General features: G+C 68.3%; 13 protein-coding genes. 7 read left to right on the top strand and 6 right to left on the bottom strand.

Features of this window, described 5'->3' with window-relative positions; translation table 11 throughout:
* The first annotated feature begins 37 nt into the window (after positions 1-37).
* Complete coding sequence (locus RMN86_RS09655) at positions 38-3,406, top strand: carboxyl transferase domain-containing protein (protein WP_309605631.1); 3,369 nt, start codon at positions 38-40, stop codon at positions 3,404-3,406.
* An 83-nt stretch (positions 3,407-3,489) separates the two neighbouring features.
* Positions 3,490-3,852 (top strand): hypothetical protein, encoded by a 363-nt coding sequence (locus RMN86_RS09650; protein ID WP_309605630.1) that lies wholly within the window; start codon positions 3,490-3,492, stop codon positions 3,850-3,852.
* A gap of 38 nt (positions 3,853-3,890) precedes the next feature.
* Here the strand turns inward: RMN86_RS09650 and RMN86_RS09645 are convergent, their stop codons facing one another.
* Positions 3,891-5,243, bottom strand: coding sequence for a VWA domain-containing protein (locus RMN86_RS09645; protein WP_309605629.1), 1,353 nt, complete (start codon positions 5,241-5,243; stop codon positions 3,891-3,893).
* A 187-nt stretch (positions 5,244-5,430) separates the two neighbouring features.
* Positions 5,431-6,399 (bottom strand): MoxR family ATPase, encoded by a 969-nt coding sequence (locus RMN86_RS09640; RefSeq protein ID WP_309605628.1) that lies wholly within the window; start codon positions 6,397-6,399, stop codon positions 5,431-5,433.
* A gap of 248 nt (positions 6,400-6,647) precedes the next feature.
* On the opposite strand from RMN86_RS09640, the gene RMN86_RS09635 reads away from it, so the two are divergent.
* The gene (locus tag RMN86_RS09635; RefSeq protein ID WP_309605627.1) at positions 6,648-8,972 is read left to right on the top strand and encodes an EAL domain-containing protein; all 2,325 of its coding nucleotides are present in this window, start codon (positions 6,648-6,650) and stop codon (positions 8,970-8,972) included.
* Positions 8,973-8,988: 16 nt separating this feature from the next.
* Here RMN86_RS09635 and RMN86_RS09630 read toward each other — a convergent pair whose 3' ends face one another.
* Complete coding sequence (locus RMN86_RS09630; RefSeq protein ID WP_309605626.1) at positions 8,989-9,627, bottom strand: methylamine utilization protein; 639 nt, start codon at positions 9,625-9,627, stop codon at positions 8,989-8,991.
* 88 nt (positions 9,628-9,715) lie between these two features.
* Between RMN86_RS09630 and RMN86_RS09625 the strand changes: the two genes are divergently transcribed.
* Together RMN86_RS09625 and RMN86_RS09620 are read left to right on the top strand one after the other, a co-directional pair.
* Positions 9,716-10,588 carry a DUF3034 family protein gene (locus RMN86_RS09625; protein ID WP_309605625.1) on the top strand — a complete coding sequence of 291 codons (873 nt, stop codon included), beginning with the start codon at positions 9,716-9,718 and terminating at the stop codon, positions 10,586-10,588.
* A 1-nt stretch (position 10,589) separates the two neighbouring features.
* Positions 10,590-11,090, top strand: a complete 501-nt coding sequence (locus RMN86_RS09620) for a group 1 truncated hemoglobin (protein WP_309605624.1) — start codon at positions 10,590-10,592, stop codon at positions 11,088-11,090.
* 6 nt (positions 11,091-11,096) lie between these two features.
* On the opposite strand, the gene RMN86_RS09615 is transcribed toward RMN86_RS09620, so the two are convergent.
* Together RMN86_RS09615 and RMN86_RS09610 are read right to left on the bottom strand one after the other, a co-directional pair.
* Positions 11,097-12,644, bottom strand: a complete 1,548-nt coding sequence (locus RMN86_RS09615; RefSeq protein ID WP_309605623.1) for an aldehyde dehydrogenase family protein — start codon at positions 12,642-12,644, stop codon at positions 11,097-11,099.
* Positions 12,645-12,654: 10 nt separating this feature from the next.
* On the bottom strand, positions 12,655-13,761 hold the full coding sequence (locus RMN86_RS09610) for a saccharopine dehydrogenase family protein (protein WP_309605622.1): 1,107 nt from the start codon (positions 13,759-13,761) through the stop codon (positions 12,655-12,657).
* Positions 13,762-13,880: 119 nt separating this feature from the next.
* On the opposite strand from RMN86_RS09610, the gene RMN86_RS09605 reads away from it, so the two are divergent.
* Both RMN86_RS09605 and RMN86_RS09600 read left to right on the top strand, forming a co-directional pair.
* The gene (locus tag RMN86_RS09605) at positions 13,881-14,306 is read left to right on the top strand and encodes an Lrp/AsnC family transcriptional regulator (RefSeq protein ID WP_309605621.1); all 426 of its coding nucleotides are present in this window, start codon (positions 13,881-13,883) and stop codon (positions 14,304-14,306) included.
* A gap of 107 nt (positions 14,307-14,413) precedes the next feature.
* A complete protein-coding gene (locus RMN86_RS09600; protein WP_309605620.1) occupies positions 14,414-16,924 on the top strand; it encodes an ATP-binding protein in 2,511 nt (836 codons plus the stop codon).
* Here RMN86_RS09600 and RMN86_RS09595 read toward each other — a convergent pair.
* Positions 16,921-18,081, bottom strand: coding sequence for a thiolase C-terminal domain-containing protein (locus tag RMN86_RS09595; RefSeq protein ID WP_309605619.1), 1,161 nt, complete (start codon positions 18,079-18,081; stop codon positions 16,921-16,923). The genes RMN86_RS09600 and RMN86_RS09595 overlap by 4 nt on opposite strands.
* Between the last annotated feature and the right edge of the window lie 2 nt (positions 18,082-18,083).

The following is an 18,083-nucleotide window of genomic DNA, read 5'->3' as shown; positions in this document are numbered from 1 at the left end:
CGGCGTCAGACCGCTTGTTCAAGGTTCGGGGACGCCAGTGCAGAAGCTTCTCATCGCCAATCGGGGCGAGATCGCCGTCCGCATCGCGCGCACCGCCGCCGAGATGGGCATCGCCACCGTGGCGGTCTATTCGCAGGACGACGCGGCCTCGCTGCACATCCGCAAGGCCGATGAGGCGGTTGCGTTACAGGGCTCCGGGCCGGCGGCCTATCTCGACATCGCCCATGTGGTGGCCGCGGCCACGGCGGCCGGCTGTGACGCGGTGCATCCGGGCTACGGGTTTCTCAGTGAGAACGCGGCCTTCGCGCGGGCCTGCGCCGAAGCGGGGCTGACCTTCGTGGGGCCGACGCCGGAGACCCTGGCGCTGTTCGGCGACAAGGGCCGCGCGCGGAGATTGGCCCAGCGGTGCGGCGTGCCGGTGCTGCCGGGAACCGATGGGCCTACCAGCCTGGAGGACGCCAGGGCGTTCTTCGCCGGACTCGGCCCGGGCGGGGCGGTGATGGTCAAGGCGGTGGCCGGAGGCGGCGGGCGCGGCATGCGGCCGGTGATGCAGCCCACGGATCTGGCGGCGGCGTTCGAACGTTGCGCCTCGGAGGCCCAGGCCGCCTTCGGCGCCGGCGACCTCTATGTGGAGCAGTTCCTGCCCAGGGCGCGGCATATCGAGGTGCAGATCGTCGGCGACGGCGCCTCGGTCGTCCACCTGTGGGACCGAGAATGCAGTCTGCAACGTCAGCGGCAGAAGGTGGTGGAGATTGCGCCCGCCGACATGCTGCCCATGGACCTGCGCGAGCGGTTGTTCGCCGCGGCGGTCAGCCTGGGCCAGGCGGCGGCCTACAAGAGCCTGGGGACCATCGAGTTCCTGGTGGAGGAGGACAGGTTCGTCTTCATCGAGGGCAACGCGCGCCTGCAGGTGGAACACACGGTCACCGAGGAGGTCACGGGCCTGGATCTGGTGCGGCTGCAGTTGCAGATCGCGGCGGGCCGCTCGCTGGGGGAGCTTCGCCTGTCGCAAGGCGACGTCCCCGCCCCCCGGGGTCATGCGGTGCAGGTGCGCGTCAATCTGGAGACCATGGCGGCGGACGGTTCGGCCCGGCCGGCGGGCGGCCTGCTCACCGCCTTTGAGCCGCCCTCGGGGCCGGGCGTGCGGGTCGACGGCTTCGGCTATGCCGGCTATCGCACCAGCGCTCGGTTCGACAGCCTGCTGGCCAAGCTGATCGTCCATGTCGGCCCGGATCTTACAAGGGAGGCCGGCCTCTCGCGCGCGGTCGCCAAGGCCTATCGCGCGCTCGCGGAATTCCGCCTAGAGGGCTCGGCCACCAACATCGCCTTCCTGCAAAACCTGCTGGCCCAGCCGGCGGTGGCGTCCGGCGATATCCACACCCGCTACATCGAAGAGCAGATGGCCGACCTCGCCGGCGTGTCGCAGGCCCATCCCCGGCTCTTTTTCGACGCCGCGGCGCGCGGGGCCGCGCCGCCGGCGGCGCAGAAGGTCGGCTACCAGGTCGACGCCGGCGATCCCCTGGCGATCCTGGCGCTTGGCAAGCAGGCGACGCAGGCCGTCGTCGAGGCGGACGAACCCGAGGGCCCGGAAGGCGCCAGGCCGCTCCGCGCGCCGCTGCAGGGCACGGTGATCAATATCTCCGTGGCCGCGGGCGATGAGGTCCGCGCCGGCCAGGCGCTGATGATCATGGAAGCCATGAAGATGGAGCATGTGATCACAGCCGAAGTCTCCGGGATCGTGCGGCAGGTCACCGTGGCAGTGGGGGACACGGTGTTCGAGGACCATCCGCTGGCCTTCCTGGAGGAGGCCGAGATCGCGGGCGCCGGCGACCAGGACGAAGACGTCATTGATCTGGACTATATTCGCCCCGACCTGGCCGAGGTGCTGGAACGCCACCGCCTGACCCTCGACGCGGCGCGGCCCGACGCGGTGGCGCGGCGGCGCAAGACCGGCCAGCGGACGGCGCGCGAGAACGTCGATGACCTGCTCGACGCCGGCAGCTTCGTTGAATACGGGCCGCTGGTGGTCGCCGCGCGGCGGCGGCGGCACAGCCTGGACGAACTGGTCGCCACCACGCCGGCCGACGGCATGCTGATGGGCCTGGGCTCGGTGAACGGCGACCGCTTCGCCGAGGACCGGGCGCGATGCGCGGTGCTGTCCTACGACTATACCGTGCTGGCCGGGACCCAAGGGGCCAACAACCATTGGAAGCTCGACCGGATGAGCGAGCTGATCCATCGCTGGAAACTGCCGACGGTGTTCTTCACCGAGGGGGGCGGCGGCCGGCCGGGCGACACAGAGGGCGGCGGCTATACCCGCGGCTTCGAGTTCTGGGGCAGGCTGTCGGGGACCGTGCCGCTGGTGGGGATCAATTCCGGCCGCTGTTTCGCCGGTAACGCCGCGATCCTCGGCTGCTGCGACGTGATCATCGCCACCAAGGACTCAGCGCTGGGCATGGGCGGCCCGGCCATGGTCGAGGGCGGCGGACTTGGCGTGTTCCGACCGGAAGAGATCGGCCCGATCAAGGTCATGCAGGCCAATGGCACCATCGACGTGCTGGTGGACGATGAGCAGGCCGCGGTCGTGGCGGCCCGGCAGTACCTGTCCTATTTCCAGGGTCCGGTGGCCCATTGGACGTGTGCGGATCAACGGCTGCTGCGCCGCGCGATCCCCGAGAACCGCCTGCGGGTCTATGACATCCGCAAGCTGATCGCCCTGATCGCCGATGACGGCAGCGTGCTGGAGCTGCGCCCGAAGTTCGGCCTGGCCATGGTTACCGCCTTCATCCGTGTCGAAGGCCGGCCCATGGGGGTGTTCGCCAACAACCCGATGCATATCGGCGGCGCGATCGATTCAGACGCCTCCGACAAGGCCGCCCGCTTCATGCAGCTGTGCGAAGCCTTCGACATCCCGCTGCTGTCGCTCTCGGACACGCCGGGCAACATGGTCGGGCCGGAGGCCGAGAAGACCGGCCTGATCCGCCACTGCTCGCGGCTGTTCGTGATCGGGGCGAACCTCACCGTGCCGATCTTCTCGGTGATCCTGCGCAAGTCCTACGGCCTGGGCGCCATCGCCATGACCGGCGGCAGCTATCAGGCGGCGGCTTTCTGCGTCTCCTGGCCGACCGGGGAGTTCGGCGGCATGGGGCTGGAGGGCTCGGTCAAGCTCGGCTACCGCAACGAGCTGGCCGCCATCGAGGACCCGGGGGCCCGCAAGGCCAGGTTCGACGAGATGGTGGCGGCGGCCTACGCGGGCGGCAAGGCCATGGCCCGGGGCTCCTACCCGGCGCTGGACGACGTCATCGACCCGGCGGATACGCGGCGGTGGGTGGTGGCTGGACTGAAGGCTCTGCCGCCGGTTCCGGTAAGGACGGAGAAAAAGCTCAGGTGGATCGATAGCTGGTAGCCGGCGCGCTTCGCCTATCGCGGACCTTGACGGTTGTCGGTTTGCCACCACCACATGCCAACATGAGTTTCCCAACCGAAGTCATGCCCGAGAAGCGGCGGCTGCTGGTCACAACGGGCGTGATCGCGGCAGTTTGCGAAGAGGCTGCTGCGCTTGGCGGGTGGCATTCTATCGGTCAAGCGAAGGTGGCTCTTGGCGGGGTCGCGCTCTTTTTCGGACTTTCGCTCTTCATCCTAGGTTTCTTCCGGCCGGGCGGTATTGGCGGTCGTGCGTTCCTGGCAAATTTCCGAGCCTGCACCATTATAGACGGGGCAGTTTTCCTCGGCTTCTTCCTGTTCGAGTTCGGCCCGGCGACGGGTGGGTTTTTGGGTTTGCTTTCGGCCCCAATTATCGGCCTCGCGCTTGCCGTCCGTCAAACTTGGCCGCTCGGATTAGGGCGCAGCTAGTCATAGGCCGATGTCGGGGGGCGTCTTGAACGCTACGCCTAGTGCGCCGAGTACGTCCTCAGCACGTCCTCAATGATCCGCTCCAACTGCCCCAGCGTGTTGCAGGGCTTGGCCACGTGGGTGAAGCGGGCGTAGCGGTGCATGACGCTGTCGCCCTGGCCCCAATAGCTCTCCGGTTCCGGGTTGAGCCAGATCACCGCCCGCGCGCGCTGCTGGATCAGTTGCATCAGGTCCAGGCGCGGGTCGGCGAAGTTGGAGCGGCCGTCGCCCAGGAAGATCACCGTGGTGTGGCGGTCGACGCCGTCCAGGTGGTTCTCGCAGAAGTCCTGCAGCGCCCGGCCATAGTCGGTCTGCTGGAAGCCGATGGTCTGCAGCACCTTGAGGATCGCGCCTTCGACGCCATTGTCGTCGAGGATGGCGTTGACCGGGATCAGCCGGCCGGAGAAGGCGTAGGCGTCCAGGTGGTCGACCACGTCGTTCAGCGAATAGAGGAAGGTCAGCAGGAACTGGGCGGCGGCCGCCACCGACTTGGAGACGTCGCAGATCGCCACGATCGAGGGCTTGTCGACCTTCTTGATCTTCCAGGCGATCTGAAAGGGCACGCCGCCGTGGGCCATGGAGCGGCGGAGCGTCTTGCGCACGTCCAGGTGGCCGCGGTTGGCCCGGTGGCGGCGGCGCGAGTAGCGGTCGGCCAGCCGCTTGGCCATGCGCCTGACCAGCGCCTGCATCATCACCAGGTCCACCGGGTCAATGCCTCCGTCGGCGTTGAGCGCCTTCTTGGCCAGCATCTCCTCGCGCAGCGCCTTGCCGGAGCCGGCGGCGTAGAGCGCGTGCTGGCGCTCGACGAAGCGTTGCGCCTCGCCGGCCAGCGCCTTGCGCGCGGCGTCCAGGCGTTCGGCGAGACCCTGATGCTCCGGCAGCGTGCGGGCGCCGGCGATGATCGCCTCGACCTCGGCCAGACCCATCTCGTCGAGCAGCCGGCGGGTCATGCGGCTGCGCTGGGTGGAGAGCCGGATCTCGGCCACCCCGGCGCGGCGGGCGGCGTCCTCCATGGCCTGGGCCACGGTCGCGGCGTCGCCGGCCAGCAGCATCTGGGCCAGGGGCGAGTCCGCCACGCCCGGCGGGTCCTCGCCGGACCGCTGTTCGTCCGCCTCGGGGGGCGGAGCCAGGTCGAGCGAGGTGCGGGTGAAGAAGGTCTCGAAGGTCGCATCGAAGCGGCCGACCTCGTCGCGTGACTTGGCGAGCGTGGCGCACAAGGCGTCCTTGAACAGTTCGCGGTCGCCATAGCCCACCGCCGCGACCGTCCGCGCCGCGTCGATCGCCTCTGCCGGCGAGACCTTCACATCGGCGGCGCGCAGCGCGCGCAGGAATTCCTCAAGGGTGTGCTGCATCACCTCCCCCATCGCGGCAGCGATGGCGGGAGGGGTGGAGGGGGCGAGCCCCAGTTGCCGAGTTGACGACAGCCGCCCCAACGCGCGGTGCTTGAGGCTTGCCCCCTCCACCGGTCGCTCTTTGGCGACCGGTCCCCCTCCCGCCGCTTCGCGGGGGAGGTAATGGCTTGGTGGGCGCGCACGCGCATCAACGCCGGTGCATCAGCTCGACGATCTGCGGTTCGACGGCGACGATGTCCTGTTCGAACTTGAGGATCACGTTGAGCGTGTCGCGGACCATGGCCGGCTCCAGCGCGCCCGCGTGCAGCAGCACCAGCGCCCGGGCCCAGTCGACGGTCTCGGAGATCGAGGGCGCCTTGCGCAGGTCGAGAGTCCTCAGCGACTGGACAAAGGCCACCAACTGTTTGGTTAGCGTCTGCTCGATACCAGGCACCCGGGTGGCGACGATCCGCTCCTCCAGGGCCGGCTCCGGCAGCGGGATGTGCAGGTGCAGGCAGCGGCGCTTGAGCGCATCGCCCAGGTCGCGGACATTGTTGGAAGTGAGGAACACCAGCGGCGGAGTCTTGGCGACGATCACCCCCAGTTCCGGCACCGAGACCTGGTAGGCCGACAGCACCTCCAGCAGGAAGGCCTCGAACGCCTCGTCGGACTTGTCGATCTCGTCGATCAGCAACACGCAGCCATCGTCCTGGCGCAGCGCCTGCATCAACGGTCGGGGTTCCAGGAAGGGCTCGGAGAAGAACAGGTCGCCCATGCCGTGCAGACGATCCATGGCCGCGTCCATGTCGGGCGCATCGGCCAGCGCCACGCCCATCCTGTCCTTGAGGATCTGGGTATAGAGCAGCTGCTTGCCGTATTTCCACTCATAGAGCGCCTTGGATTCATCCAGGCCCTCGTAGCACTGCATGCGGATCAGCGGCTGGGCCAGCAGGCGCGCGGTGGACAGCGCCAGCTCGGTCTTGCCGACCCCGGCGGAGCCCTCGACCAGGATCGGCTTTTGCAGGTGGACGGCCATGTAGAGCGCGGTGGCGATCCGCCGCGAGGCGATGTAACCGACGCTTCCCAGGCCCTCGACCAGGGCCTCGACCGAGGCAAAGGACCCGGCCCCTTGAGTCGCCGTGGCCGCGCGCGCGGGCGCCGGGTTGGAAATCGTCAAAGTCTCGAACTTTCAAAACGAAGGCGGGAAATCCCCGCGAGGCGATCGGCAATGCGCGATTGTGCCAAGCCGCCGCGGGCAGGGCAAACCCCAACCGTCGCCAGCCAGGATATCACGCCTTTACCGGGGTTTACGTGACCTTCACCCGCCGCGGCTAGCGTGCGGCCATGCGTGTGCGTTCCACCTGGCCCCTGATCTCCGTGCGCGCCGCTGTCGCGCCGGCCGACGGCCCCTGAACGCGCGCACCGATGTTCACCCGTCTGCGCACCCGCCTGACCGTGCTCTATCTCGCCCTGTTCGGCGCGACGCTGTTGCTGGTCTCGATCTCGGTCTTCGCCGCCATCGACCAGGCCGCCCAGCGGCAGGTGCGCGCCGAACTGACCGCCAGCGGCACCGTGTTCGACCGCGTCTGGTCGCTCCGCTCGGAGCGGCTGCGCGAAGGCGCGGCGTTGTTGTCGAAGGACTTCGGCTTCCGCGAAGCGGTGGCCACGGGTGACAGCGCGACCATCGTCTCAGCGATGGACAACCTGAAACAGCGGTTCAGCATCGACCGCGCCTTCATCGTCGCCACCGACGGGCGGGTGATCGGCGCGGATGCGCGCGCGCTGGGCGGCGAGGCGAGACGACTCACCGCGGCCTTCGACGCGGCTGACGATCCCTCCGGCGTGGTGTCGCTGGGCGGGGTCCCCTACCAGGTCATGGCCTCCCCGGTGATGTCGCCCGATCAGATCGGCTGGCTGGTGTTCGCCGTCCGCCTGGACCGGACCGAGATGCGTGCCCTGGAGCGGCTTTCCGCGATCCCGCTCAACGCCGCGGTGTTCAATCGCGGCGTCAAGGGCTGGCGTTTCGACGCAAGCCTGGGCGAGCCGGATCGCCTGCGTCTCAGCGGCTTCATCGACCGTGCGCTGGCCGGCAGGCTGGCCACTCCCCAAGTCATCGACGAACTTGGCGGCAGGTCCCTGGCCCTGGTGAAGCGCCTGCCGGAACTCAGCGCCGACGCCCCCGCCGTGCTGGTTCTGCGCTATCCCCTGGCGCTGGCGCTGAAACCCTACCGGCTGATGCTGGTGATCGTGGCGCTGGCGGGTCTCGGCGGTCTGGCGGTCGTCGGCTGGGGGTCCTGGGCGCTGGCGCGGGGCATCACCCGCCCGATTTCGGCGCTGGATGAGGCGGCGCGGCGCCTGCAGCGGGGCGAGGACGCCCGCGTCGAGATCGAGACTACCGACGAGATCGGCCGCCTGGCGCAGAGTTTCAACAGCATGGCCACGGAGATCCGTGACCGAGAGCGGCGGATCACCCATCTGGCCCTGCACGACGGCGAGACCGGCCTGCCCAATCGGCTGGCGCTGGAACGGGTGGTCGAGGCGCTCAGCGATCCACCGGGCGGCGAGCTCTATGTGGCGGCGCTGGGTGTTCACCGCTTCGACCACCTGCGCGGCGCGGTCGGCTATGTCCTGGCCGCCCAGGCCCTGCGGACGATCGGCGACCGGCTTGCGGGCCTGGCGTCCGGCTCAGGCGTCGCGCGCATCGCCAGCGACGTGTTGGGGTTCGCCCTTGTCGCCGAAGGTCCGCGGGACGCGGCCGACAGGGCCACCCGGCTGATGGCCGACCTCGAGCATCCTTTGCAGGTGGGTGGCGATGCGATCGATGTCAGCTTCCATCTAGGCTTGGCGCCGGTGGTCCGCGGCGCCGGGCCGGGGGCCGCGATCGAGCAGGCCAACATCGCGCTCAGCCAGGCGCGCGAATCCCGGCGTAAGGTGGCCGTCTTCGACGCGGACGCCTATGGCGACCCGGCTTCGAACCTGTCGTTGATGAGCGGCATGTTGGGGGCGATCGCCGAGGGCGGCCTGGAACTGTTCTACCAGCCGAAATTCGACATGCGCCAACGCGGCGTGACGGGGGTGGAGGCGCTGTCGCGCTGGCGCCACCCGGTTCGCGGCCTGCTGCCTCCTAACCTGTTCATCCCCATGGCCGAGGAAACCGGACACATCCGGGCCTTGACCGAGTGGGCGCTGAAACGCGCCATCGCCGACCAGGCGCGGCTTGCCGATGCCGGCTATCCGGTCGAAATGGCCATCAATATCTCCGGCCGGACGCTGGGCGAGCCCGACTTCGCCGATTTCGCCGTGGCCCAGGCCAGGCAGGCGCGGGGGCGGCTGATCTTCGAGATCACCGAAACGGCGGTGATCGAGAACCCCGAGGTGGCGCTGGCCATGCTCGACCGCTTCGCCCAGGCAGGCATCGCCATCTCCATCGACGATTTCGGCGCCGGACTGTCCTCCCTGGCCTATCTGAAGCGCATTCGCGGCCAGGAACTGAAGATCGACATGTCCATCGTCCAGGGCGTCACCGAGAGCCAGCGCGACGCCCTGATCGTGCGCTCGACCATCGACCTGGCCCACAGCCTGGGCTTCAAGGTCACCGCCGAGGGCGTGGAAACCGACGCCTGTTTCGCCATCCTGTCCGCCATGGGCTGCGACCAGGCCCAGGGCTATCTGATCGCCAGGCCCCTGCCGCTCGAGGACCTGATCGCGTTTCTCGCCGAGGATGCCGCAAAGGCGCGCGCCTATGGCTGACGCCCGCGTCGCCGGATCAGTGTTTGTGCCGCGTCGCCGGGGGGCGCAGGCCCAGCACGAACACTTTCACCGTCGTGGCCGCCAGGCTTAGCGGCTGGCTGACCGGCGCCTTGGCCTTCATGTCCGGATGCCAGATCGAGATCTGGGCGCCCCCGGTGGGCAGGCCATGGATCACCGCCTCGCCGGCGGCGTTGGTCTTGGCCGCGAAGGGGCTGTCGGCCACGTAGATGAAGCCGATCATGCTGTCGTGGATGTTGCAGCCCAGAGCCACGATCCCGGGCCTGTCGAAGGTCACCGTGCGCTCGTCCTGCTGGCCATAGAGTTTCAGTTCGAACTTCTTGACCGCCGAGAACGAATAGACGTGGTGGCGCACCTTGTCCCTGTTGGGAAAGCCGACGGTCGAGCCCAGGGGGACGATCAGGACATAGGGATTGAAGGCGATGTTCTGCTGCGCCATCGTCAGCGGCCAGCTGTAGCGCACGGCGGCCATCGGGCCGGCGCCGCCCGCCGGGTGGACGACAACCACGGCATCGGCCAGGGCTGCGCCGTCTTCGCCGCGAACGGTGACGCTGAGGTCGGCGGCCGTCGCGGACTGGGCTAGCGGCAGGAGGGCGGCGAGCACGAGAGCCGCGGCGCAGGTGGAAGCATGGCCCATGCCCGAGGCCTAACGTGTCAGCCTGAACGCGATGTAAATTAATTTCGCTCAGCGTCACCCCAACTGTGGTCGCGGAGACGTCTGGGACATGGGTGAGCTTCGGCTGGCGCTGTTGTGTGCGATTCTGTTGACAAGCGCGCACACCGTTCATGCCAAGGACCTGCGGGCCGGCGGCAAGCTGCTGCTCACCGGTGGCGTCAGCAACGTCGAGGGCGCCGGCGGGGGCGGGATCGCCAGCTGGGCGCTGATCACCGGCTATGAGACGCGCGACGGGATCGGCGGCAATCTGCACGCGACCCGGCTGACCCTGCCCGACTACAAGTTCACCACCTATGGGACGGCGGTCGGACTCTATGATCGCCTCGAACTCTCCTACGCCCGGCAGGACTTCGACACCCAGGGGACGGGCGCGAAGCTGGGACTGGGGTCCGGTTTCACCTTTCACCAGGACGTCCTGGGCGCGAAACTGCGGGTGCTGGGGGATGCGGTCTACGACCAGGACAGCTGGAGACCTCAGGTCGCGGTGGGCGTGCAGGTCAAGCAGGCCGATCACGGGGCGGTGATCGGCCTGCTGGGCGGCAAGCATGATCAGGGCGTCGACTGGTACGTGGCCGCCAGCAAGGTGCTGCTGAACGAAAGCCTGGTGCTGAACGGCGCGATGCGGGCCACCAAAGCCAACCAGACCGGCCTGCTCGGATTTGGCGGACCGGGGAACGACAGCTACCAGCCCCAGTTCGAAGGGTCGGCCGCGCTGCTGGTCACCCGGCGCCTGGCCATCGGCGTGGAATACCGCACCAAGCCCAGCAACCTGGGCCTGAAGGAGGACGACTGGATGGATATCTTCGCCGCCTTCGCGATCAGCAAAAACCTCTCGGTCACGGCGGCCTATGCGGACCTTGGGCAGATCGCCACCTTCCGCGGCCAGCGCGGGCTCTACCTCTCTCTGCAGGCGGGGTTCTGAGATGATCCACGCGCTGATCCTGGCCGCGGCCCTGTCGACGGCGCCGGCCTTCGTGATCGAACATCCGTCCCTGACCCATCCTGGCGAGGAGGCCGTGGCCGCCTATGCGCAAAGCCCCGCCAACGCCGGCGCAGCGCCGTTCGATGGCGGCGCGATGTGGACCGCCTTTCACCGCCAGGCCGGCGTCAATCGCGTGGTGGACGAACTGGTCGATCTGAGCCTGGCCGACCCGCGCATCGCCGACATCTTCAGGAGCCACGACATGGCGCGCCTGCGCCGGACGCTGAAGGAGCAGTTCTGCTTCCTGCTGAACGGCGGCTGTGACTATTCCGGCCGCGACATGAAGGCCGCCCACAAGGACCTGGGCCTGCAAAACACCGACTTCAACCTGCTGGTCGAGCACCTGCAGACGGCGATGGACCACGAAAAGATCGGCTTCCGCGCCCAGAACCGGTTCCTCGCCCGACTGGCCCCGATGCAGCGGACGACGGTGGAACGTTAGAGCCTATCAGACGTCGAACTCGACGCCCTGGGCGAGCGGCAGGGTCGCGCCATAGTTCACGGTGTTGGTGGCGCGGCGCATATAGGCCCGCCAGCTGTCGGAGCCGGCTTCGCGGCCGCCGCCGGTTTCCTTCTCGCCGCCGAACGCCCCGCCGATCTCCGCACCGGACGGACCGATATTGACGTTGGCGATGCCGCAGTCGCTGCCGCGCTCGGAGACGAACAGCTCGGCCTCGCGCAGGTCGTTGGTGAAGATCGACGACGAGAGCCCCTGGGGCACGTCGTTCTGCAGGGCGATCGCATCCGAAAGCTCCGTGTACCGCATCACGTAGAGGATCGGGGCGAAGGTTTCGCGGCGCACCACCTCGGCCTGGCCGCCGTTTGCCGAAGGCGGCATTTCGACCAGGGCCGGGCGGGCGTAGATCGCCTCGGGACACCCGGCGACGACGACCGGATCGCCCCCCCAAACCTGGCCGCCGGCAGCCTTCGCGTCGCTCAGAGCGCGCTGCATGGCCTGGCCGGAACCGGCGTCGATCAGCGGACCGACCAGCGTCCCTGCCTGCCGGGGATCGCCCACGGGCACGGAGGCATAGGCCGCCTTCAGGCGCGGCAGAAAGGCGTCGTAGAGGCTATCATGGACGAACAGTCGCCGCAGCGTCGTGCAGCGCTGGCCGGCGGTGCCCATCGCCGCGAAGGCGACACCGCGCAGGGTCAGGTCCAGATCGGCGGTGGGGGCGACAATGGCGGCGTTGTTGCCGCCGAGCTCCAGCAGGGCGCGGGCGAATCGGGCGGCCAGCCGGGGCGCCACGGCGCGGCCCATGGCCGTCGATCCGGTGGCCGAGACCAGCGCGACCCGCGGATGGTCGACCAGGGCCTCACCGACCTCGCGGCCGCCGAGGATCACCGTTGACAGACCCCGCGGCGCGTCGCCGAACCGAGCGGCGGCGCGATCGAACAGGGCCTGGACCGCCAGCGCGGTCAGCGGGGTCTTCTCCGAGGGCTTCCAGATCACCGCGTCGCCGCAGACGATGGCCAGGGCGGCGTTCCACGACCAGACGGCGACGGGGAAGTTGAACGCCGAGATCACGCCGACCACCCCCAGCGCCCGCCAGCTTTCCATCATCCGATGGTCCGGCCGTTCGGTGGCGATGGTCAGGCCGAACAGCTGGCGCGACAGGCCCACGGCGTAGTCGCAGATGTCGATCATCTCCTGAACTTCGCCATTGGCCTCGGAGACGATCTTGCCGGCTTCCAGCGTCACCAGCTGGGCCAGATCGGCCTTGGCGGCGCGCAGTTCCTCGCCCAGCAGCCGGATCAGTTCGCCGCGGCGCGGCGCGGGAATATTGCGCCAAGCCAGGAACGCCGCCTGCGCCGCCTCGATCGCCGCGCCGACGACGGCCACAGGGGTGTCGTGGACATGGCCGAGGGTCTCGCCGGTCACCGGAGACCGGACCGAGCGATCGCCGCCGGTCCACATCGCCTGGGGCACGCCCAGGCGTGCGAGCACTTGCGCGGCTTCGGCCGCGACGGAGCCGATCTTGGTCTGCAGGGTCATGGTGTCTTCCCTATTCGGCGGCGAGGCTTGGGGGGGCGGCGCGATGGGTCTGGTCGTCCGGAGCGTAGAAGCGTCCGAAGCGGTTGCCCAGGAAATCGGCGAGCGGGATGTCTTCCTGGCGAATGAAGCCCGACTGCGGCAGCTGACCGTCGGCCAGCATGTCCAGCACCGCGCAGATCGCGCCGGCGGTGGTGATCTGGATGGCGCTTTTCATCTCGCCGCCGACGACCTCGGCATAGACCTTGTTGACATAGGTCTCCTGCATCAGCTTGCCGGCCTTCAGTCCACTGACGGTCACGAAGACGATAACCACGTCCTGCAGGGTGGCCGGGACCGCGTTCTCCAGGATGTCCTTCAGCAGCGGGCGCCGATTGCGCAGGTTCAGGTCGTTCAGCAGCGCCTTCATGATCGCCGCGTGGCCGGGATAGCGGATGGTGCGATAGTTGAGATTGCGTACCTTGCCCGCCAGTGTCTGGCACAGCGTCCCCAGGCCGCCGGAGGTGTTGAACGCCTCGTAGGTCACCCCGTCGAGGGCGAATTCCTCGCATTCCTCCAGAGCCGGCACTTCGCGGAGCGTTCCGCCGACGATGGCCTCGCAGGGCTCGCAATATTCGTTGATCACCCCGTCGGTGGACCAAGTCAGGTTGTAGTTGAGCGCGTTGGACGGATAGCGCGGCAAGGCGCCGACCCGCAGGCGCACGTCGTGCAGCTCGTCGAAATGCTTGCACAGGTCCCAGGCGGCAATGGTGATGAACCCCGGCGCCAGGCCGCATTGGGGAATGAAGGCGGTGGCCGCGCCCTCGGCCAGCTCGCGCACCACCCGGCTCGCGGCCACGTCCTCGGTCAGGTCCAGGTAGTGGGCGCCGGCCTCTTTCGCCGCGCGGGCGACGATGGTGGTCAGCTGATAGGGCGCGGCGTTGACCACCGCGAAACAGCCGCCCAGCGCCTGGGCGAGTGCGGCCGGGTCGTCGATCGCGATGCGGATTCTCGCCGCACCCTTGATCTCCGCTAGCGCCTTGGCGCTCTGGTCGATCACCAACACCTCGTAGGCGCCGGCCAGCAGGCCCGCGATGGTCGAGCCGATCTTGCCGGCGCCGACGATTGCCACTTTCAACATGCGAAGTTCCCCTGACGTTCGAACCAGGATGCAGTCGGGGAAAACCGGAATCAATTTGCAGATCGGCGATATTGTGGGATGAATCCGACTTATTGCTGATTAAAACAGGCGAAACGACGATGGACGATCTCGACCAGCATCTCCTGGCCCGGCTGCGCGACAATGCCCGCGCGCCGGTGGCCGAACTGGCTCGAGCCCTGGGCCTCTCGCGCACTACGATCCAGAGCCGACTGGCCCGCCTGGAGCGATCGGGGGTGATCGCCGGCTATGCCGTCAGGCTCTCGCAGGCCCGTGAAGCCGCCCTGATCCACGCCTTTGTCATGCTGACGGTCGAACCCAAGCAGGCGTCCGCCGTCACCGCGGCGCTCAAACGCCTCTCCGGCGTGCGAAGGCTGCAGTCGGTCAGTGGTCCCTTCGACATGATCGCCACGGTCGAGGCCCCCAATGTCAGCGAGATGGACGGCCTGATCGACGAGATCGGCGCGCTGAAGGGTGTGGAGCGGACCAACTCCGCCATCGTGCTGGCCACCAAGTTCGATCGATAGGCGCGGCCGAGGTTCCTCGGCCCCGCAGCGCGGACCATTGTCTAGGTCGTCAACCGGACCCTAACAAAGAAGCTCCATGCTTGGCTGGCCATGGAACTGCAAACCCGATGAAGTCGCTCTCCCGCCGATTCCTGATCAGCGTTGGTCTGATGTCGCTGGTCATGACGGTTCTGGGCACGCTTGGGGCCTTCGTGGTGTTCGAACGCGAGCTGTCGAGCCGCCAGATCGGCTACCTGACCGACTACGTGCGCGAGCGTTCCAGCAACGTCGATCGCCAGTTCTCCAACCTCTCGACCCTGCACAAGGCCGCCGGTGAGGAATTGCAGCGGCGGATGGACCATCTGTCGACCGCCGACGTCACGCGCCTGGCCGATCTCTACATGCCGCTGCAGGCCGACGGCACGCGCCGCAGCCGGCCGGAGTATTTCGAAGGCGTCGGCGACCAGGGCGACTTCACCTACGGCATGGGCGCCTTCATCAGCCACGCCCGGGAGACGCCGCCGCAGGAGCTGAAGGCGCTGGTGGCGGCCTTCCGTCTGGTCGCCGACCTCGGCCAGGCCGCGCGCCGCGACTACGACAACCTCTATTTCTTCACGCCGGCGACCCGACTGGTAATGTACGGCCCCGACCGGCCCGACCACTTGATGTTCTACCGCCGCGACGCCCCCGCCGATCTGAGCATCGCCCAGGAAGAGATGGCAAAGGTCACCCTCCCGGCCGCCGATCCCGAGCGCGCGACCCGCTGCACCAACCTGCAGCGACTGATCCAGGACAAGGTGGGCAAGCGGCTGGCGACGGCCTGCCTGACGCCGGCCTATGTGGACGGCCGCTATGTGGGCTCGTTCGGCTCCTCCATGGAGCTCACCGGCTTCTTCCTCAATGCGGTCAAAAACACGCCCTCGGGCGCCTCGCCCTTGATCGTCACCTCCAAGGGTGAGCTGATCGCCTATCCCGGCTTCACCAACCAGGGCGCGCCGGAGAAGACCCTGGCCGCCTATCAGAAGCGCTTCGACCTGCGGCGGCTGGTCGCCGCCGTGGCGAAGGACGGGCGCGGAAGCGGCGTGATCACCAGTCCCGACGGCGGCCAGATCGTCGCTTTTGGCCGCCTCAACGGCCCCAACTGGTACCTGCTGCTGAGCTATCCCAAGGCCGAAGTGGTCGCCTCGGCGGCAAAGTCGGCTTCCTGGGTGTTGCTGATCGGCGGCATCGCCTCAATGATTCAGACCCTGGCCGTGGTCCTCCTGGCCCGCCGCAGCATCGTCACCCCGATCGAGCGCCTGGCTGCGTCCTGGGAACCGTCCGCCTACGGCGACGACCAACGGCCCGACGTCGGCGACGTGGAACGCCGCAAGGACGAGATTGGCGTGCTGGCCAAGTCGCTCCGGGCCGAGCGGGACAAGGTCGAGGCCGTACTGGCCTCGCTGGAAGATCGCGTCCGCGAGCGCACCGCCCAGCTGGAGCGCGCCAACGCCGAGAAGTCGCGGTTCCTGGCCAACATGAGCCACGAGCTGCGCACGCCGCTGAACGGCGTCATCGCCATTTCCGAGACACTCGCGGGCAAACAGACTTCGGCCAAGGGCCGCGAGCTCGCCGAACTGATCGTCTCGTCGGGACGCCTGCTGGAGCGGGTGCTGACAGACATCCTGGACTTCTCCAAGATCGAGGCCGGCGAGATCACGCTGGTCCGCGACGACTTCACCATGCGCCGGCTGGTCGGCGGAATCGCCGAGCTGCACCGCGCGTCGGCCCAGAGCCGGGGCCTCAACTTCCGTTGGACCATCGCGCCTGACGCCGAGGGGCGCTTCGCCGGCGACACCGTGCGCCTGACCCAGGTGCTCTCGAACCTGCTCAGCAACGCGGTGAAGTTCACCGAAGCCGGGGACGTCACGCTGACCGTGCGGGTCGATGGAGGGTCCATTCGCTTCGACGTTTCCGACACCGGCATCGGCTTTGACGAGGAGACCGGCGCGCGCCTGTTCCGCCGTTTCGAACAGGCCGACGCCTCGATCCGCCGCCGCTTCGGGGGCACCGGCCTTGGTCTGGCGATCAGCCGGTCTCTGGTCGAGCTGATGGGCGGTCGCATCGAGGTCACCTCGGCGCCGGGCCACGGGTCCATCTTCTCCGTCTTCGCGCCGCTGGAGCGCCTGGAGGGCGGGGCGAGCGACGAGGACCAGGCGCCGGTCGCGCCTATCGACATCGCCGGCTGCCGCGTGCTGGTGGCCGAAGACCATCCGACCAATCAGAAGGTCGTCGAGCTGATCCTGGAGTCCGTCGGCGTCATCCCGGTGATCGTCGAGAACGGGGCGCTGGCGCTGGCGCTGCTCAAGACCCAGCCCTTCGACGTGGTGCTCATGGACATGCAGATGCCGGAGCTCGACGGGCTCTCGGCCACCGCCCAGCTGCGCGCCTATGAGCATGAGTCTGGCCAGGCCAGGACGCCGGTGATCATGCTGACCGCCAACGCGCTCGACGAACATGTCCGTTCCAGCCAGGACGCCGGCGCCGACCTGCACCTGTCCAAGCCGATCCACGCCCAGGTCCTGCTCGAGAGCATCGCCGCCGCCATGGCCTTGCGCAGTCAGGCCGGCGACGCGGCGGGCGCGACCAGGGCCGCTTAGGGCGCCTCGTTGGAGAAGATGATCGTCCCGGAGGCGGCGAACATGCCGCCGACGCCGTGGCTGACACCCACCTTGGCGCCCGGTATCTGAGCCGGTGCGATCCCGCGCATCTGCCGCACGCTCTCCTGCAGGGCGTACATCCCATACATCCCGGAGTGCATGTAGGAGAGCCCGCCGCCATTGGTGTTGAGCGGCAGCTTGCCGGCTGGTCCCTGGGCGGACGCCGGGGCGGTGTTGCGGCCGTTGATGAAGTCCTTGGCTTCGCCCGGCTGGCAGAACCCCAGGTCCTCGAGACCATAGAGCGGCAGGTGGGCGAAGGCGTCGTAGATCATCAGGTGATCGACATCGGAGGGCGTGATCCCCGCCTCGCCGAACGCTTTCTTGCCCGAGACCCGGAACGCCTTGGACGAGGTGAAGTCCTCCATCTGGCTGACCAGCGGGGTCTCGACGCTCTCTCCCGTCCCCAGGATGTAGACCGGCTTTTGCGGAAAATCCCTGGCCCGCTCGGCGGAGGTGAGGACCAGCGCCCCGCCGCCGTCGGTGACCAGGCAGCACATCAGCTTGCGGAACGGCCAGGCGATCATGTCGGAGCCGAGCACGTCGGCGACGCTGATCGGGTCCCTGAAGCTGGCCCGGGGGTTCATCGCCGCCCATTCCCGCTGGACCACGGCGACCATGGCCAGGTCCTCCTCGGTCACCCCATAGGTCTTCATGTAGCGGAGCACCGGAATGGTGAACATCGTCGGCGGGCCGGAGGGGCCGTAGGGCATCTCGAACTGTCCGGCGAGGCTGGATGCCGAGCCGCCGAACCTGCCCGCGCCGATGCGACTTCGCCCCGATTCGCCATGGGTGATCAGCACGGTGTTGCAGAGTCCCTCGTTGATCGCCGCGGCCGCGTGGCGCACGTGCAGCATGAACGAGCAGCCGCCGACGCTGGTGCCGTCAGCATAGGTGGGCGTGATGCCAAGATAGTGGGCCAGCTCCACCGGGCTCGCGCCGGCGGTGGCGACCCCGTCGATGTCCGAGGGCTTCAGGCCGCAGTCGGCCAGCGCGTTCAGCGCCGCGTCGGCGTGCAGGCCGATCACCGACATGTCGGGGATTCTGCCCATCTGGGTGGTTTCAGCGGCGCCCACGACCGCGATGGTTTTCGGTTTCAAGC

Source organism: Phenylobacterium sp. (genome assembly GCF_031360265.1).
Taxonomy (GTDB): domain Bacteria; phylum Pseudomonadota; class Alphaproteobacteria; order Caulobacterales; family Caulobacteraceae; genus Phenylobacterium.
The sequence above is the reverse complement of the archived record's forward strand: the minus strand, read 5'-3'. Positions and strand labels throughout refer to the sequence as shown.

What these genes read in the sequence shown, in the direction of transcription:
- RMN86_RS09635 (WP_309605627.1), top strand. Translation starts at nt 6,648, where the DNA reads ATGTTCACCCGTCTGCGCACCCGCCTGACCGTGCTCTATCTCGCCCTG.
- RMN86_RS09620 (WP_309605624.1), top strand. Translation starts at nt 10,590, where the DNA reads ATGATCCACGCGCTGATCCTGGCCGCGGCCCTGTCGACGGCGCCGGCC.
- RMN86_RS09625 (WP_309605625.1), top strand. Translation starts at nt 9,716, where the DNA reads ATGGGTGAGCTTCGGCTGGCGCTGTTGTGTGCGATTCTGTTGACAAGC.
- RMN86_RS09645 (WP_309605629.1), bottom strand. Translation starts at nt 5,243, where the DNA reads ATGCAGCACACCCTTGAGGAATTCCTGCGCGCGCTGCGCGCCGCCGAT.
- RMN86_RS09650 (WP_309605630.1), top strand. Translation starts at nt 3,490, where the DNA reads ATGCCCGAGAAGCGGCGGCTGCTGGTCACAACGGGCGTGATCGCGGCA.
- RMN86_RS09600 (WP_309605620.1), top strand. Translation starts at nt 14,414, where the DNA reads ATGAAGTCGCTCTCCCGCCGATTCCTGATCAGCGTTGGTCTGATGTCG.
- RMN86_RS09615 (WP_309605623.1), bottom strand. Translation starts at nt 12,644, where the DNA reads ATGACCCTGCAGACCAAGATCGGCTCCGTCGCGGCCGAAGCCGCGCAA.
- RMN86_RS09630 (WP_309605626.1), bottom strand. Translation starts at nt 9,627, where the DNA reads ATGGGCCATGCTTCCACCTGCGCCGCGGCTCTCGTGCTCGCCGCCCTC.
- RMN86_RS09610 (WP_309605622.1), bottom strand. Translation starts at nt 13,761, where the DNA reads ATGTTGAAAGTGGCAATCGTCGGCGCCGGCAAGATCGGCTCGACCATC.
- RMN86_RS09605 (WP_309605621.1), top strand. Translation starts at nt 13,881, where the DNA reads ATGGACGATCTCGACCAGCATCTCCTGGCCCGGCTGCGCGACAATGCC.